Below are 15405 nucleotides of genomic sequence, written 5' to 3' on the forward strand. Positions count from 1 at the left end.
ATCCCACACTTTTTGTTTAAGATGGAATCAGTAATAATAGGCAAATCATGCTATGATGAAATAGAGAAACGGAGTGAACATGATGGATAACTATCGTGATGAAAATCGGACAGACCAAAAAGAACAGGAAGTCCTTTTAGTAAAAGAAAACCCGCAGCCGGCCGGATATTCCGCGCCGGACGAGGACAAGAAAAAACGAAGCTTCGGCTGGTTCAGACCGCTTCTCGGCGGAGTGATCGGCGGAGGGCTCGCCCTCGGCATCTATACATTTACGCCGCTTGGAGACCATCAGACTCAAGATACTTCCAATCCGGCTCCCGCTCAGGAAACGTCATCGGTAACCGCCAAGCAGACATCTTCTGATTCCGGAAGCGGCAAATCGGCAAACAGCTCATCGGCAAATTCAAGCAGCATTTCGAATATGGTGGAAGACATTTCACCGGCGATCGTCGGGATCACCAATCTGCAGAAGCAGCAAAGCAGTTCCGATTTATTCGGATTCGGATCAAGCTCAGATTCAAACTCTAATTCGTCGGGTGATGATGCGGAAACGGGATCGGGTTCAGGCGTTATTTTTAAGAAAGCAAACGGCAAAGCGTATATTATTACGAATAACCACGTGGTCGAAGGCGCCTCTTCCCTTAAAGTGTCATTATATGACGGCACCGATGTAACAGCTAAACTCGTCGGCAGCGACTCTCTGACAGACTTGGCCGTTTTAGAAATCAGTGATAAACACGTGACAAAAACGGCAAGCTTCGGCAGCTCATCCGCTCTCAGAACGGGTGAATCCGTCATCGCCATCGGTGATCCGCTCGGAAAAGACCTTTCCCGCACCGTCACACAGGGCATCGTGAGCGGTTTAAACAGAACGGTCTCGATTTCCACGTCAGCCGGTGAGTCAAGCATCAACGTCATCCAAACCGATGCCGCCATCAATCCCGGAAACAGCGGCGGACCGCTCTTGAATACAGACGGCAAAATCATCGGCATCAACAGCATGAAAATCAGCGAAAGTGATGTAGAAGGCATCGGCTTTGCCATCCCGAGCAACGATGTAAAACCGATCGCCGAAGAGCTTCTCACGAAAGGACAGGTGGAGCGCCCTTATATCGGCGTGAGCATGATCGACTTGGAACAAGTGCCGCAAAACTATCAGGAAGGCACACTCGGGCTTTTCGGCAAACAGCTGAATAAAGGCGTTTATATTCGGGAAGTGGCGCAGGGCTCACCTGCAGCCAAAGCCGGATTAAAAGCAGAAGACATCATTATCAGCTTAAAAGGGAAAGAGACCGGCACGGGCAGCGAACTTCGCAATATTCTCTACAAGAATACGAAAGTCGGCAGCACCGTTGACGTGAAGATTATCAGAAACGGCAAGGAAATGACGAAAAAAATGAAACTGACTCAAAAAGAAGAAACATCTTCTTAACAAAAATCCAAGGCAGCCGCCTTGGATTTTTTATATACAGATGAAGCTTTAGGCCTGGATCAGCCGTATGACTTAGTGTACAAAGGAGGATACATACACATGAAACAAACCGGACTTTTGCTGGTCGTTATCGGCCTGATCTTACTGCAGCTGAGCATTCAGCTTCCTCAGCAAAACGCTGCTTGGGGGATGACGCTTGGTGCAAGCATTTTACTGAACCTTTCGGGAACCGGACTGATCATGCGCTCTCTGCACACGCAGATCGGCCGCAGATGAATAAAAAAGCCGCGGGACATTCTGTCATCCCGCGGCTTTTATTTCACATAAAAGCACCCTGTCCGCTGGCCGGACAGGGTGTTTCGGTTAAGACATATGCTGGTCCCGATAAATCTTTTCGTTTTTCATGCCGTACGCTTTTTGCACAATATAGAGCGGACGGTCTTTTGCTTCGTCATAAATCCTTCCGATATATTCGCCGATCATTCCGAGCATTAATAGAACGATGCCGCTGAATAACAGCTGTATCACAATCAGAGAGGACCAGCCCGTAATGGTGCTGTTCGTAAACAGCTTCATGTATAAAACGATAAACATATAGAGAAAACCCGCTCCGGACATGATCATTCCCGCATAGCTTGCCGCCTTGAGCGGTTTATGAGAGAACGTTGTGATCCCGTCCATGGAAAGCTTCAGCATTTTTTTAAGCGGGTATTTCGTTTCCCCCGCAAGCCGCTCATTTCGTTCATATTCTACAGCAGTCTGCTTAAAGCCGACCCAGCTGACGAGTCCTCTGACAAAAGGATTTTTTTCTTTTAATCTTTTCATCTCATCACAGACTTTTCTGTCCAGCAGGCGGAAATCTCCGGTGTCGAGCGGAATATCAATATCAGTCACGCTCCGCAGCAGCCGGTAAAACATAGAGGCCGTCTGTTTCTTGAAAAAGGTTTCTCCCTTTCGTTTCGTTCTGACGGCGTACACCACATCGTAGCCCTCTTTCCACTGCTCAATCATATCAAGGATTAATTCAGGAGGGTCCTGCAAATCGGCGTCAATGACGGTGATTGCATTCCCCTCTGCATAATCCATACCCGCTGTGATCGCGATCTGATGTCCGAAGTTTCTGGAAAAATCAATAATTTTCACTCTCGGATCAATCAGACTTTGCTCTCTTAAAATCTCAATACTGCGGTCTTTGCTTCCATCATTGACAAAGATCAATTCATAATGCTCTTTTGTTTGATCCATGACTTCTTTCAGGCGCTGATAGGTTGTCTGAATGACGAGTTCCTCGTTATAAACCGGGACGACTATTGAATATTGAATATGTCTGCTCATGTTTTTTCCTCCTATTCATCAGATTGAAGTTCGTATAGTGAAGCTGACTGATTCATTCCGCCCGGCCCGCCGCTCATTCGGCTGTTTTTACCTGCGGCCTTGCTGCTTTTTGAATCAGCTGGATCACTATTTTTCGTTTTCTGATCTGTGCTTGATTGCCATTTATCTGAAGATACTTTCTTTCCGTTTTTCTCAACCCACTGCACAATATCGTTATTTCCGCCTTTGCCCATTCCGGATGTTAAGAAGTATTTTACTTTCCCTTGTTTTACGAGCTTTTTAAATTGAGACAGCGTAATGGCCGGGTCAGACCCGCTGAATCCGCCGATCGCCATGACCGCTTTTTTCGTTTTAATAATGTAAGGCGCCGCCGTGTTGGAATCGGTTGCAGCAAATAGATAGTCCGCTCCGGCGTTATGTTTCTCTAAATAGTTGATCAGTTTTGTATTGACAGATGCGTTATCCATTCCCATGCCTTTTCCGCTTGTTGAAGCGAGCTGAGGGCCTGTTTCAGGCAATGAGCTGTTGCCTCCGTACAGAAGCGGTGTGCTCGCCCAATAAATCGGCATGATCATCAAGACGAGAAGGGCTGCAAGTGAAACATAATAACTTAGCGGTTTTTGGCGCTGTTTGAATACGAACAGGGCGATTGCTGCCACTGCGCCGATAACGCCTGCTCCGATGCTCCAGCCTGCGCCGATTTGATCATTGTAGTTTCTGAGGATAAACAGCTCAAATCCGGTTGTCACAAGAATAGCGGCCGGCAATAGCCACGTTTTCCATCCCGCCTGCTTGCGGTACAGATGAACGAGGGCGACCCATCCCGCACCGACAAGTGCCGCGATCGGAGGCGCCAGCATAATGAGATAATAATGGTGGAAAAATTCCGCCACACTGAAGAATCCGGCAATCGGCACAAGCCACGCTGCCCAAAAGATCGTTTCCTTCTGTTCTGCTGATAATCGTCTTCTTTCTCTCGCCCCGGCGATCAATAAACCGGCCATTCCAAAAATCGCAAACGGCAGGAGCCAGCTGATCTGATCAGATAATTCCGTTTGGAAAAGGCGCAGCGGACCAGGGGTTCCCGTACCGAACATTCCTGAACCTGATTGCATTTTCGAGCCGGTGCCTGCACCGCTTTTTCCTCCGCCGCCATCTCCGCCGCTTGAAGGGCCTCCTTGACCGCCGCTTGGCATTTTCCCGTTAGATGGAGGTGCCGTCATACTGCCGTTTTGTGATTTGTCTCCGCTTGCTGAACTGCTGCTTGAAGACTGGCCAGGCGGTTTTTGCATTTGTGAAGAACCGCCGGAAGAAGACATCTCTTTCGATGCGTTTCCGTCCGGCCCGCCCTGGCCGCCGCCGGAACTTTGCCCTGTCAGCCGCTGAATCCCGTTATATCCGAAAGCCAATTCCAATACGGAGTTTGTCTGGCTGCTTCCGACATATGGCCTTTTGCTGGCAGGAATATTGTCAACAATGAGCGGCCATGACAATGAAACGGCTGTTAAAACGGCTAACGCGCTTACCAATGAAATGATTTTTTTCTTAATCGTGGTGTTTGCCGCAATCATATAGAACAGCAAGAAGGCCGGCAAAATCATATAAGCCTGAAGCATTTTTGTGTTAAAGCCTGCTCCGACGACAAAAAATGCCGCCAAAAGCCAGATCAGTCTGCCTTTTCTGATCGCTTTAAAGAGAAGCCATGTGGCGAACAAGAGGAAAAAGACCAGTAAAGCATCGACATTGTTCGTCCGCGCGACCGCTACTGCGATCGGTGTACACGCCATGACAAATGAGGCGATGCGCGCCGCCGTTTTTCCGAACGTCGGCTTTATTAATAAGTACATGAATAGAACTGAACCTACACCCGCCAATGCCTGAGGCAGGATGACGCTCCACCCGTGCATACCGAATATCAGCGCGCTGATCGTTTGAATCTGGTATGTAACAGGCGGTTTATCTACCGTGATAAACCCGGCTGCGTCAAATGAAGCGTAAAAGAAATTATGAAAGCTTTGAAGCATACTCGTTACCGCTGCGGTGTAATAAGGATTCACCGTATCGTCATTCCAGATGTTGTACATATTCAAGAATGCGGAAGCGAGTAAAATGAGAATTAAGACTGCGTCTATCTCGCGTTTTTTCATTTTCACCTGTGTTTTCACTCCTTTTGTTTAACTTTGAACAAGTGTAACAACCAAATGTGAAAAATTTATTAATAAACAAAGACAATTATTTTGCCGTTTACAAATAGGTAAAAAGAATGACAAAACGGGTAAAAAAGCAAAAAAAAGATGCCCCCGTCAAGCCGGGAGGCATCTGTCATGATTTCTGATTTACTGAATCGGTTTCAGCCGTGCTTCTATTTCAGAACGGCGGTGTTCGAGATAAGGCGGGAGCGCAACCGTTTTGCCTAGCTCTTCAGGTTTTTCATCAACCATAAATCCCGGACCGTCCGTTGACAATTCAAACAGAATTCCGTTCGGCTCCCGGAAGTACAGCGCTTTGAAATAATAACGCTCTACAATGCCTGAGTTGCTGAAACCTTCTTTCGTAATGATGCGGTGCCATAAAGCAAGCTCCTCTTCATTCTGAACGCGGAAGGCCACATGGTGCACGCTGCCTTTTCCAGGACGCTCGCGCGGAAGATCGTTTCTTTCAATGAGATGGACTTCTGTACGCGCACCTCCGTTTCCGGATTCGAGCACCGTAACCGTGCCCCGGTCTTCATGCGTTTCTTTCCCGATTTCAGTGAAGCCCAGCACATCGGTTAAGACACGCAGCGTCGGTTCTGCATACGGGACGGTCAATTCAACGGGACCAAGACCGCGGAAAGAATATTCTTCCGGTATGCCGCTTTGCTTCACCGCTTCACCGATGTCTTTTCCTTTTTCGTCAGCTGTCAGCACAAGCCGCTGTCCTTCATGATCCTGAAAAGCGAGTGTCTCTCTGCCCGCTATTGTCATGATGTCGGCATGAGCGACCTGATGTTCTTCAAATCGTTTTTTCCAATATTGCAGTGCTTGTGCATCCGGGACACGCAGGCCGATTGAAGAAATACTGTTTGTCCCCGCATGAAACGGCGCAATCCGCGGAATCTCGAAAAACGTCAATTCAGATCCCGGATTGGCTGTTTCATCACCGTAAAACAAATGATACATCGTCGGTTCATCTTGGTTTACGGACTTTTTCACAAGCTTCAGTCCCAGGATGTTCCGATAGAAATCTAAATTTTTCTGCGCATCAGCCGTCAATGCTGATACATGGTGTATTCCATTAACTTTCATTATGTTATCCTCCAGTCAATTATCTCGATTTCGAGATATTTTATATATACAATTTATGTTATCCGGATCGTAAAGTCAACTCATCTGCTTCACAGACGGTCTGCAGACTGCCGCTTCCTAAATAACGAACCTTTGATATTGAAAAACCATTAATGTTCGCTTTTAAAACGGTATTTTTTCCTTCTCAAAAGCAGAAACCTTTATCTTTTAGGGAAAACGACAAAATCAGAAAATTTATTTTATTCGTGTTTCAGCAATTAGGGTTTACAATATGGAAAATAGTTTTTTCAGCATGACGATTTTACATCTGGAGGGAAAGGATATGCAGATTGAAGAGAACGGACTTAAAAAAGAGATCGGCCTTACCATCGCCCTCTCACTTGTTATCGGCACCATCATCGGTTCCGGCGTATTTATGAAACCAGGCGCCGTGCTTGCCTACTCCGGTGATGCGAAAACCGCGCTTATCGCGTGGCTGTTAGGAGGCATTTTGACGCTTGCCGGCGGCTTGACCGTTGCGGAAATCGGCACTCAGATTCCGAAAACGGGCGGACTTTATACATATCTCGAAGAAGTGTACGGCGAATTTTGGGGCTTTTTGTGCGGATGGGTTCAAATTATCATTTACGGCCCCGCCATTATCGGAGCAATCGGCTTGTATTTCGGCTCTTTGATGGCGCACTTGTTCAATTGGGATTATTGGGATTCCGGCTGGTCTAAATTGATCGGGATTTCAGCCGTTTTGTTTTTAAGCATCATTAACATTATCGGAACGAAATATGGCGGCATCGTACAGGGAATTACGACTGTCGGCAAATTGATTCCGATTATCTGCATGATCGTGTTCGGCCTTTGGAAAGGCGATCAGCATATTTTTACAGCCGTTACAAGCAGCATGTCGGACATGAATTTCGGCGCTGCCATACTGGCCACCTTGTTTGCTTATGACGGATGGATTCTGCTTGCGGCACTCGGCGGCGAAATGAAAAATCCGGAAAAGCTGCTCCCGAAAGCGATGACAGGCGGACTCTTGGTCGTCACCGCCATTTATCTTTTCATTAACTTTGCGCTGCTGCACATTCTTCCTGCGACCGACATCGTCAAACTCGGTGAAAATGCGACCGGCACCGCTGCCGGAATGCTGTTTGGCGACATCGGAGGAAAATTGATCAGCGTCGGAATCATCGTCAGCATCTTCGGCTGTTTAAACGGAAAGATTCTCGCTTTTCCGCGTGTCTCGTTTGCGATGGCAGAACGGAAACAGCTGCCGTTTGCCGGACAGATTTCGCGGGTGCATCCGACGTTCCGCACCCCGTGGATTGCCGTGTCATTTCAGATCGCGCTGGCCATTATTTTTATGATCGCCAGCAATCCCGATAAGCTGTCTGAAATCTCTATTTTCATGATTTATATTTTTTACGTCATGGCCTTTTTCGCCGTGTTTATCCTCAGAAAAAAAAGCGGCGGAAAACCGCGCGCCTACAGCGTGCCTTTGTATCCGATCATTCCTGCTTTGGCCATCGCGGGTTCACTGTTTGTGCTGATCAGCACGGTCATTACAGATACACTGAGCTGCGCGCTGTCCCTCTTGATCGGCCTCGCCGGGCTGCCGCTTTATTTTTGGCTGAAAAACGGCAGAAAAAACTGATAAAAACGGTTCCTTTTACGGGAGCCGTTTTTTTTCTGGCAAAATCACGTGCAAAAGTTGACAGCAAATTCACATCTTTTGTTATACTTTTTAAGCAAGATGTCTGAATTCGAAGTATGTTACGTTTTTTTGGTGAAGTGGGTAACATAAGAAAAACAGGATGAGACACGTTTTTACGAAAAAATCAAGAGGCGTTTTTTTCGACTTTATCTGTTTTTTTTCGACAAAAGGCTATATAATAATTTGATGTGTGCATTGTCTCATTCAAACAATGGAGGGTTTTTAATGATAAAAAGAAAAAAAGATAAGTTCTCACTCCTTTTAACAGAAATCGCAAAAAATATAGACGAAACCGCAGAATACTTTGTCAACTTTAAAGTGACGAACCAGACGACTTTAAAGGAATTTGCCGATACGTTAAAAGAGTTTGAAACAAAAGGAGATAATCATGTTCATGTCATGATTAAAGAGCTGAACAAAGCTTTTATCACTCCCATTGAACGTGAAGACATCCTGGAGCTGACAAACAGCCTCGATGACGTGCTTGACGGAATCGAACATTTTTCAGCAATGATGGAGATTTTCTCGATCACTTCTTCCGATGAGCATATCGATAAGTTCAGCGGATACATCAGAGAGTGTGCGAAGGAAATTTTAATCACGATTGAGCTGCTTGCAGAAAACAGATTGAAGGACATTCACCCTCACGCCATTAAAATTAAGGAATACGAGCACAGCTGTGATAACCTGCACCGTAAATCATTAAAAAATCTGTTCGGCACAGAAACCGATCCGATTAAAGTGATTCAGTACCGCGAGATTTACGAAACGCTTGAGGAAATTGCCGACTCTTGCCAAAGCGTTGCCAATAACCTTGAAACCATTATTATGAAAAACGCGTAACGAGGGGTTATAATGGATACTCTATTACTTTTAACGATATTAATTGTCATATGCGCTTTGGTATTTGACTTCATTAACGGATTTCACGATACCGCAAACGCAATCGCCACCTCAGTTTCGACAAAAGCTCTGAAGCCGCGGCACGCAATCGTCATGGCCGCCATCATGAACTTTCTCGGAGCGATGACGTTTACCGGTGTGGCGAAAACCATTACGAAGGACATTGTGAATCCTTATACATTAGACAACGGGTCAGTTGTCATTCTTGCGGCTTTACTCGCCGCAATCGTCTGGAACTTGATCACATGGTATTTCGGCATTCCGAGCAGCTCTTCACATGCGATTATCGGAGCGATCGCCGGTGCGGCCATTGCAGCATCAGGTTTTGCGACGCTTAATTATAAAGGGTTCATTAAAATTATCGAAGCACTTATTTTATCACCGATCATCGCCTTTGTTCTCGGCTTTATCGTATATTCGATCGTGAAGCTGATTTTTAAAGACAGCAACCTGGCGAAAACAAATAAACGCTTCCGCAGAGTGCAGATTTTGACGGCTGCCATTCAGTCCTATACACACGGAACAAACGACGCGCAAAAAGCGATGGGTATCATTACGATGGCGCTTATGACGGCCAATTTACATAAAAGTGATACAATTCCTTTCTGGGTGCAGCTCTCCTGTGCCCTGGCAATGGGTCTCGGCACATCCATCGGCGGCTGGAAAATCATTAAAACCGTCGGCGGTAAAATTATGAAAATCCGTCCGGTAAACGGCGTATCTGCCGACTTAACCGGCGCAGCCATTATTTTCGGGGCCACGTTTATTCATCTCCCTGTCAGCACGACGCACGTCATTTCGTCTTCCATTCTCGGTGTGGGCGCTTCCCACCGCGTAAAAGGCGTAAACTGGGGAACGGCTAAACGGATGCTCATTACATGGGTCATCACCCTGCCGATTGCAGGTACACTCGGCGCCATCGCCTTTTTCATCTTAGATCTGTTTTTCTGATGACATCCGCTTCTTTACAGAAGCGGTTTTTTTTGTGACAGGAAAATGATGTCATGACATAGAATGAACATAGCAGACCATTTTTCAAATTGTGAGGGATGCTCATGCTTTTGTTTTTTCAGATCATGGTGTGGACGATGGCGGCCGCACTCATTTTATATGTGTACGCATCCTGGCGGTATGAGGCAAAGGTAAAAGAAAAAATGTTTGCCATCCGTAAAACGTGGTATTTACTATTTGTACTGGGCTCCATGGTCTATTGGACATATGATCCTGAATCGCTCTTTGCCGCATGGAGACAATATTTGATTGTTGCCGTCTGCTTTGCCCTTATTGATGCGTTTATCTTTTTGAGCGCGTATATCAAAAAGCTCGCCGGCAATGAATTAGAGACGGATACGCGGGAAATTTTAGAAGAAAATAACGAAATGCTTCACTCCTATCTTGAAAAACTGAAAACCTATCAATATCTGTTGAAAAATGAACCGATCCATGTATATTATGGAAGTACAGAAGCTTATGCGGAAGGCATCAGCAGACTGCTGGCCGCTTATGCCGAAAAAATGAATGTCACGGCTTCCTTGTGCGACTATTCCGCACAATCGGATAAGGACCGCTTGACGGAGCATATGCCTGATGCGGCAGACGTTCAGTCCCGTCTTAACCGTAAAGACGTCTACTATGATCAAAAAGGCAGGCTTGTGCTTATTCCGTTTACAGTCCAGAACCGCCATTACGTGATCAAACTCACGTCGGAAAACCTGTTGACGGAATTCGATTATTTGCTTTTCACATCGCTAACGAGCATTTATGATTTAATGCTGCCAATAGAAGAGGAAGGTGACGGTTAAATGGAGCAGGCATTTCAAAACGGGCAGCCGGAACAAAGAGCGAAACCGTTCAAAATGTTTAAAAAACGTTCTATGACAAGTATCGCAAGTTACCAGGTCAGCCCTCATACCGCCAGAATTTTCAAAGAAAACGAGCGGCTGATTGACAAGTATAAACAAAAAAAAGCTTGATTACACTAAGGACAGGAGACACGGCTCTTGTCCTTATTCCTTTTTTCCTTATCTTTCATATAATAAAACCAACAAAGAGATGCGACAGGTGATGATGTGAAGAAAATTGTCAGACGCGTAAAGTTTGTGGATTACGGACGCTTCGGGCTTTCCGCTTATTCGCTGAGGATGCGGGCGAGGAATCTCGGGCTATTGAACCGGTTAAAAAAGAAAAAAGGCTGAATCCCGCAATGTGAACGGGACTCAGCCTTTTTTGTTAAAGCTGCATCAGAATTTTCGCTTTTACAGCGGGGCCGTAGACGCCGTCAGACGTCAGCCCGTTTACAGATTGGAAGCGGGCCACGGCATCTGCGGTTTTCGGACCGTAGATACCGTCAATTCCGTTATTGACAGCTCCTTTTTCAGGATAGAAATAAAGCGCGGCGAGCGCGTTTTGCACCTGGTATACCTTTTCGCCGGACGTGTACGGCTCTGTCAGCTGAATCACCTCGTCCGGGAGAGAATACAGTGCTTCAACCGGCGGGCTGACGATCAGCACTTGTCCGACTTTAATCAGGTTCGGGTCAGCGATGTTATTCCATTTCTGCAGATCGGCCACGCTGACGCCGAATTTCCGCGCGATCGCTGACAGCGTATCTCCTTTTTGGACGGTATACGTCTGTCTTTCCCCAGAACCGATTCCCGCTTTAAACTCATCCCATGTATCCAACAGTCTTCTTGGACAAAGCTTTCCTGACCAATGCTTGTGCGCAACGACATTTGCAAGCGGGATGCCGTGCGATGTCATTAATGTGCGGATGAGCCATTGGGCGTTTGCCACGGCCTGTGAAAAGTTGCCGTCTGCGTTTTCACAAATTTCAATACCGATGGATTTACGGTTGCCGTCCCCGTTTCCGTCACCGGCATGCCAGCCGTTTTCGTTCAGCGGAAGATGCTGATAAATTTCCGTATCATCGACTGTGAAATGCCAGCTTGTCGGTGTATCGGGATTTTTCACATAGCTTGCGTGACTTTTGGCGTTAGCTCCGACTGCAGTATTGGCTGTATTGTGCACCGTAATGTAAATCGGTGTCATTGCATAGCCTGGGCGGTTATTGTTTCCTGCCGGGATAAAATCCTGTGTGATTTTTACCATATTCTCATCTCTCCTATTTCGATAAATTGTTTATTTTTAATAAAGCCTGCTGTTTTTTCCCTTTTGCTGTAACGTAATTGTTTTTAAACCAGGCGGCGGCAGTCGTTATGATTGTAAAAACGGCCGACCCGGCGGCATACAGCGTATCTGCAAGCTGGCTGACCTGGTCCTCCTGAATATTCAGCGGCGATTTGCCGAACATCAGCAAAGTTTGATTCAATAAAGCAAGCAAAAGAAGCACCGTCCTGACGACCGTGCCTTTGTCCGCGAATTTCATATCGGTTTCCCCCCTACTTTTGCAGCAGATTGTACATGATGGCGATGGCTCCGCCAATGACGCCCGTGCAGATTGCTGTCACGATCGCTCCTGTAATGGTCCGCTTAATCCATGTTGTGTTTTCGTCAATTTTGTTCAGTTTTTCATTCAGCGTCATGATTTGCTGATCCTGCCGGTCGGATACCCGCTCTAATGCGGCCACCCGCTGTTCAAGCACCTTTTGTTCACCTTTGATGCCTGCGAATTCTTTTTGCACCGCTTGTTCATCCAGAAGCACTTCCGCTCCCCCCTCTTACATTGTTCTCACCTCCCTTCGGAAGTTTCATTCTTAAGAAAATGCCGTGCCTTTGACAGAAAGGCTCCCGCCGGAAATGCTTTTGATTTCCATGACGATTTCCTTAAAGCCGGCAATATCAAATAACCACACTTCTTCTGTGCCTGACGTACCGGCGGCTGATGTTCCGTCTTCAGACCTGATTCCTCTGATCGGCACATTTCTTCCCGAGATGGATCTCCCCCAAAACGCGACATGGCCCGACTCAGCCGTGCCGGTGATTTCGACGAGAAGTTTTTTCCAAGCGCCCGCTGAGAAGATGCTTCCCTCGCCCGCCTCTGCTGCATTTTCATGAAAAATCACGTCTGTATATGAAAACGCCATATCACCGCCCGTACCGACAGATTGGTATAAAACAAATTCGGACTGCTTTTGATTTCCATTTTCAAAACGGAACCGGTAATATCTTTTTGTCAGACTGACCCACCCCGAAGCGGTCAGCACTCCGCCTTTGACTGCGACAGAATGTGAAGCCGTCCACGAATTGTTATCCTCGCTCTCTTCGATAAAAAGAGTTCCGCTGCGGTCCGAATAAGCCCACCCCTGTGCTCTGTCTATTAAGACGGCTCCTAAACGGTCTTGTCCGAATTGGCTGTATACTTCAATCGCTTCTAGCGGCGTATTGGTAAGAAGCTCTGTCATTCCGGACAAATCAGCAACCGGTGTGACATAATCGTTTTTGTTACCGCGATAAGCTTTTACTGCGCCGGGTCTGCCAAGTTGATCGGCGGGAAATTCAAATGAATGCTTTTTCATCGGCCGTCCTCCTTTTCTGATTTATTAAAAATGACAAATAAAAAAAGCCGTTCGGCTTATGACACAGCATTTTTATAGTTTTCGTATGTTTCACCCGTTATTTCTTGAAATTCCTCAGGCGTGATATACTTCGCGGCCACACCTTCAGCCAGATCTTCGGCAGAGCAGTCATCATAGCCCATAGCTTGTTTTACCATTTCTATTGAGGCCCACTTATAAAACAAAGCGTAAACCCAAAAGTTAAGTCTCTTCATTTTTTCATTCTCCTTTTACGTTTAATAATTCTAATTTTAAAGACGCTAATTGCCTGCCGAGTGACTGCTGCGCCTGTTCGGCTGCTTTTCTGGCCAATTTCTCATTCGCCAGCTGTTCCCCGAGGCCTGCAAGCTGGTTTGAATCGGGAGCCGTATCTTTTTTTAAGCTGTCTTTATATGCTTCGTCAGCCGTTTCCACCCATTTTTGTTTCTCTTCATCAAAAAATGGGCGCCACATGCCTTCGCCGTTTATTTCCGGCGGAAAGTCCGCAGCGTTAGCCGGCATCAAATAATCTCCTGTCTCAGAATCCGGATAAAGCTCAATCGGAGTGCCTGTATAAATGTTGTCATTGTCATACGGAAATATTAATTTCATATTCTCGCTCCTTTACGTGAGTGCCAAAACAAGGTCAATATAATAGCCGTTCACATTATTTTCTATATTGGCCATAATTCCCGTCAGCTTCATATCTCCATTAGAATAAATAATAAATTTGCTGTAACCGGTGGTGCCGCTGGCTGCAACCATCGTTACAACGCCTTTGGCCGGCGCACAAGAGGATGGCACACTCCCGAATACCACTTCTCTGTCCGTAAGAACGTGTCCGTTCAGGTGAAGGGTGTTTCCCACTTTGCGGTATTGAAGCGGCCTGTCTCCTGATTTAGCGCCATTTTTATAAGGAACATTGATCCAAGGTACATTCTCAGTATCAAGTTCAGTAACGAGGCGCCGCCAGCCTTGCCAGCCCAAGTTCAAATCCAAATAGTTCGTGAACATATTATTTTTATAATCAACGGCAATGACATACCCAAACGTTCCCTTTCCCTCACTGTCAAGAGAGGTAAAATGAAACATGCCGCGGGTCGAAGCGTTGCTCGGACTGTTTGCCGCTTTGCCGGTTGAATAAAAGGTGCCGAACGCCCTGCCGTTTTTAACGATTTTTTCAAGAAAGTTATCATCATCACCAATTGTAAGAAGATAGCCGCCGTTATCGTTTGTTATTTTCGAAAGCTGTGCGCCGTTCCACATATTTTTATCCGCCTGCGTGACATGGATGTCTTTTTTATTGGCGTGAGCGTCTACTTTTGCTTGAGAGCCGGCATCTGTTTCTCTTTGGATCCATTCCGACCATACGCCTTTAGTGCTGAAAATTCGGACGTATATGGGGTTTCCGGCGGTCACTGTGTCTATAAACATTTGGACAAAAGTCGGTGATGCTCCGCGGGTTCTTTGCATTACAATTAATTGTCCGTATTCCGCAGGCTTATTTTCCGTATGCTGAACCGATATATAGTAGATACCGGACGTTTTTATATTGTCTAAGTTTGTTTCCGTTACCGTTTTAGCATTCCCGTCATTGTCAGTCAGATTGAATAACTGCCCTGCATTCCATTTGTCTTTGTCAGACTTGGTTACATGAAGATCTGTTTTGTCGGCATGCTCATTTACTTTTGCTTGTGCTCCGGCAGCTGTTTCAAATGGCATCCATTCCGTCCAGATGCCGTTTTTCAGCGTTTTTCTCCAAAATCCCCCGTCATCTGAGAAAGCGGCCGCCTCTCCGTTATTCTTTGAAGAATAAAGGTATATACCCTCTGACGGTTTAGGCGGGGTATTTACTCCAGTTGCAGCTGCTGAGAAAGTAAAGGTCTTATTCTGGCTGGCAGCGGTCTGATGAAAATCCTGTCCGTCAGAGATATCAATAAAAGCGGAGCCATTATCTTTTGTCATTTTAGACAATTGCCCGTTATTCCACTTCTGGCGCTCTTCCTTCGTCACATGCCGGTCCAGATCTTGATTGTGCCGGTCAAAATCTTTTTTTGCTGCCTGCTGGACATTGTCCACGTTTCCGAGACCGATTTGCGCCTTTGTCGTTTTGTGCGGATTGTTCATGTCGTTTTTATGGGCCGCCAGATCCGTGTGGGCGTCTTTTATGCCTTTTTCCCAGCGGTTGACGTCATCTTCATTAATAGGATCGTCCGGAAGCCAGTCTGTTTTTTCTTCGTAAGCCAT

At 46.3% G+C, this 15405-nt stretch carries 18 protein-coding genes; 8 read left to right on the forward strand and 10 right to left on the reverse strand.

Annotation, left to right across the window (positions count from 1 at the left end; all coding sequences use genetic code 11):
- Positions 1 to 82 precede the first annotated feature (82 nt).
- The gene (locus OQ477_RS08770; protein ID WP_265972129.1) at positions 83 to 1432 is read left to right on the forward strand and encodes a S1C family serine protease; all 1350 of its coding nucleotides are present in this window, start codon (positions 83 to 85) and stop codon (positions 1430 to 1432) included.
- A 99-nt stretch (positions 1433 to 1531) separates the two neighbouring features.
- Entirely contained in the window at positions 1532 to 1708 is a 177-nt protein-coding gene (locus tag OQ477_RS08775) for a hypothetical protein (RefSeq protein ID WP_265972130.1), read from the forward strand.
- 87 nt (positions 1709 to 1795) lie between these two features.
- Here the strand turns inward: OQ477_RS08775 and OQ477_RS08780 are convergent, their stop codons facing one another.
- From OQ477_RS08780 to OQ477_RS08790, 3 genes are all read right to left on the reverse strand, one after another.
- On the reverse strand, positions 1796 to 2767 hold the full coding sequence (locus tag OQ477_RS08780; RefSeq protein WP_265972131.1) for a glycosyltransferase family 2 protein: 972 nt from the start codon (positions 2765 to 2767) through the stop codon (positions 1796 to 1798).
- Positions 2768 to 2778: 11 nt separating this feature from the next.
- The gene (locus OQ477_RS08785; RefSeq protein ID WP_265972132.1) at positions 2779 to 4920 is read right to left on the reverse strand and encodes a glycosyltransferase family 39 protein; all 2142 of its coding nucleotides are present in this window, start codon (positions 4918 to 4920) and stop codon (positions 2779 to 2781) included.
- 183 nt (positions 4921 to 5103) lie between these two features.
- Positions 5104 to 6054, reverse strand: a complete 951-nt coding sequence (locus OQ477_RS08790; RefSeq protein WP_265972133.1) for a ring-cleaving dioxygenase — start codon at positions 6052 to 6054, stop codon at positions 5104 to 5106.
- A 322-nt stretch (positions 6055 to 6376) separates the two neighbouring features.
- Here OQ477_RS08790 and OQ477_RS08795 point away from each other — a divergent pair, with 322 nt between their 5' ends.
- The 6 genes from OQ477_RS08795 to OQ477_RS08820 all read left to right on the forward strand — a co-directional run bounded on the left by OQ477_RS08795 (position 6377) and on the right by OQ477_RS08820 (position 10860).
- Positions 6377 to 7702: an APC family permease gene (locus tag OQ477_RS08795; RefSeq protein WP_265972134.1), complete on the forward strand. Its 1326-nt coding sequence runs from the start codon at positions 6377 to 6379 to the stop codon at positions 7700 to 7702.
- A 285-nt stretch (positions 7703 to 7987) separates the two neighbouring features.
- Complete coding sequence (locus OQ477_RS08800; RefSeq protein WP_003154804.1) at positions 7988 to 8605, forward strand: DUF47 domain-containing protein; 618 nt, start codon at positions 7988 to 7990, stop codon at positions 8603 to 8605.
- 12 nt (positions 8606 to 8617) lie between these two features.
- The gene (locus OQ477_RS08805; RefSeq protein WP_265972135.1) at positions 8618 to 9616 is read left to right on the forward strand and encodes an inorganic phosphate transporter; all 999 of its coding nucleotides are present in this window, start codon (positions 8618 to 8620) and stop codon (positions 9614 to 9616) included.
- Positions 9617 to 9720: 104 nt separating this feature from the next.
- Positions 9721 to 10467, forward strand: a complete 747-nt coding sequence (locus tag OQ477_RS08810; RefSeq protein WP_007407256.1) for a type II toxin-antitoxin system SpoIISA family toxin — start codon at positions 9721 to 9723, stop codon at positions 10465 to 10467.
- A complete protein-coding gene (locus OQ477_RS08815) occupies positions 10468 to 10638 on the forward strand; it encodes a type II toxin-antitoxin system SpoIISB family antitoxin (protein WP_003154807.1) in 171 nt (56 codons plus the stop codon). It begins immediately after the preceding gene.
- A 96-nt stretch (positions 10639 to 10734) separates the two neighbouring features.
- Positions 10735 to 10860: a hypothetical protein gene (locus OQ477_RS08820; RefSeq protein ID WP_003154809.1), complete on the forward strand. Its 126-nt coding sequence runs from the start codon at positions 10735 to 10737 to the stop codon at positions 10858 to 10860.
- A gap of 34 nt (positions 10861 to 10894) precedes the next feature.
- Here OQ477_RS08820 and OQ477_RS08825 read toward each other — a convergent pair whose 3' ends face one another.
- The 7 genes from OQ477_RS08825 to OQ477_RS08855 are packed head-to-tail and all read right to left on the reverse strand — an operon-like array spanning position 10895 to position 15405.
- A complete protein-coding gene (locus tag OQ477_RS08825; RefSeq protein WP_007407257.1) occupies positions 10895 to 11773 on the reverse strand; it encodes an N-acetylmuramoyl-L-alanine amidase in 879 nt (292 codons plus the stop codon).
- A 13-nt stretch (positions 11774 to 11786) separates the two neighbouring features.
- Positions 11787 to 12050 carry a phage holin gene (locus OQ477_RS08830; protein WP_003154813.1) on the reverse strand — a complete coding sequence of 88 codons (264 nt, stop codon included), beginning with the start codon at positions 12048 to 12050 and terminating at the stop codon, positions 11787 to 11789.
- A gap of 13 nt (positions 12051 to 12063) precedes the next feature.
- Positions 12064 to 12327: a hemolysin XhlA family protein gene (locus OQ477_RS08835; protein ID WP_003154815.1), complete on the reverse strand. Its 264-nt coding sequence runs from the start codon at positions 12325 to 12327 to the stop codon at positions 12064 to 12066.
- A gap of 51 nt (positions 12328 to 12378) precedes the next feature.
- Positions 12379 to 13140, reverse strand: a complete 762-nt coding sequence (locus OQ477_RS08840; RefSeq protein WP_057079948.1) for a hypothetical protein — start codon at positions 13138 to 13140, stop codon at positions 12379 to 12381.
- Positions 13141 to 13196: 56 nt separating this feature from the next.
- Positions 13197 to 13394: an XkdX family protein gene (locus OQ477_RS08845; protein ID WP_007610833.1), complete on the reverse strand. Its 198-nt coding sequence runs from the start codon at positions 13392 to 13394 to the stop codon at positions 13197 to 13199.
- A gap of 4 nt (positions 13395 to 13398) precedes the next feature.
- Positions 13399 to 13770, reverse strand: a complete 372-nt coding sequence (locus OQ477_RS08850) for an XkdW family protein (RefSeq protein ID WP_265972136.1) — start codon at positions 13768 to 13770, stop codon at positions 13399 to 13401.
- 12 nt (positions 13771 to 13782) lie between these two features.
- Positions 13783 to 15405 (reverse strand): pyocin knob domain-containing protein, encoded by a 1623-nt coding sequence (locus OQ477_RS08855; protein ID WP_265972137.1) that lies wholly within the window; start codon positions 15403 to 15405, stop codon positions 13783 to 13785.

Source organism: Bacillus sp. ChL18, assembly GCF_026241425.1.
GTDB classification, from domain to species: Bacteria; Bacillota; Bacilli; order Bacillales; family Bacillaceae; genus Bacillus; species Bacillus velezensis.

Excerpts from the sequence above, each read along its gene's own strand:
- OQ477_RS08770 (WP_265972129.1), top strand. The coding sequence starts at position 83 with ATGGATAACTATCGTGATGAAAATCGGACAGACCAAAAAGAACAGGAA.
- OQ477_RS08775 (WP_265972130.1), top strand. The coding sequence starts at position 1,532 with ATGAAACAAACCGGACTTTTGCTGGTCGTTATCGGCCTGATCTTACTG.
- OQ477_RS08780 (WP_265972131.1), bottom strand. The coding sequence starts at position 2,767 with ATGAGCAGACATATTCAATATTCAATAGTCGTCCCGGTTTATAACGAG.
- OQ477_RS08790 (WP_265972133.1), bottom strand. The coding sequence starts at position 6,054 with ATGAAAGTTAATGGAATACACCATGTATCAGCATTGACGGCTGATGCG.
- OQ477_RS08795 (WP_265972134.1), top strand. The coding sequence starts at position 6,377 with ATGCAGATTGAAGAGAACGGACTTAAAAAAGAGATCGGCCTTACCATC.
- OQ477_RS08800 (WP_003154804.1), top strand. The coding sequence starts at position 7,988 with ATGATAAAAAGAAAAAAAGATAAGTTCTCACTCCTTTTAACAGAAATC.
- OQ477_RS08805 (WP_265972135.1), top strand. The coding sequence starts at position 8,618 with ATGGATACTCTATTACTTTTAACGATATTAATTGTCATATGCGCTTTG.
- OQ477_RS08810 (WP_007407256.1), top strand. The coding sequence starts at position 9,721 with ATGCTTTTGTTTTTTCAGATCATGGTGTGGACGATGGCGGCCGCACTC.
- OQ477_RS08815 (WP_003154807.1), top strand. The coding sequence starts at position 10,468 with ATGGAGCAGGCATTTCAAAACGGGCAGCCGGAACAAAGAGCGAAACCG.
- OQ477_RS08825 (WP_007407257.1), bottom strand. The coding sequence starts at position 11,773 with ATGGTAAAAATCACACAGGATTTTATCCCGGCAGGAAACAATAACCGC.
- OQ477_RS08830 (WP_003154813.1), bottom strand. The coding sequence starts at position 12,050 with ATGAAATTCGCGGACAAAGGCACGGTCGTCAGGACGGTGCTTCTTTTG.
- OQ477_RS08840 (WP_057079948.1), bottom strand. The coding sequence starts at position 13,140 with ATGAAAAAGCATTCATTTGAATTTCCCGCCGATCAACTTGGCAGACCC.
- OQ477_RS08845 (WP_007610833.1), bottom strand. The coding sequence starts at position 13,394 with ATGAAGAGACTTAACTTTTGGGTTTACGCTTTGTTTTATAAGTGGGCC.
- OQ477_RS08850 (WP_265972136.1), bottom strand. The coding sequence starts at position 13,770 with ATGAAATTAATATTTCCGTATGACAATGACAACATTTATACAGGCACT.
- OQ477_RS08855 (WP_265972137.1), bottom strand. The coding sequence starts at position 15,405 with ATGGCTTACGAAGAAAAAACAGACTGGCTTCCGGACGATCCTATTAAT.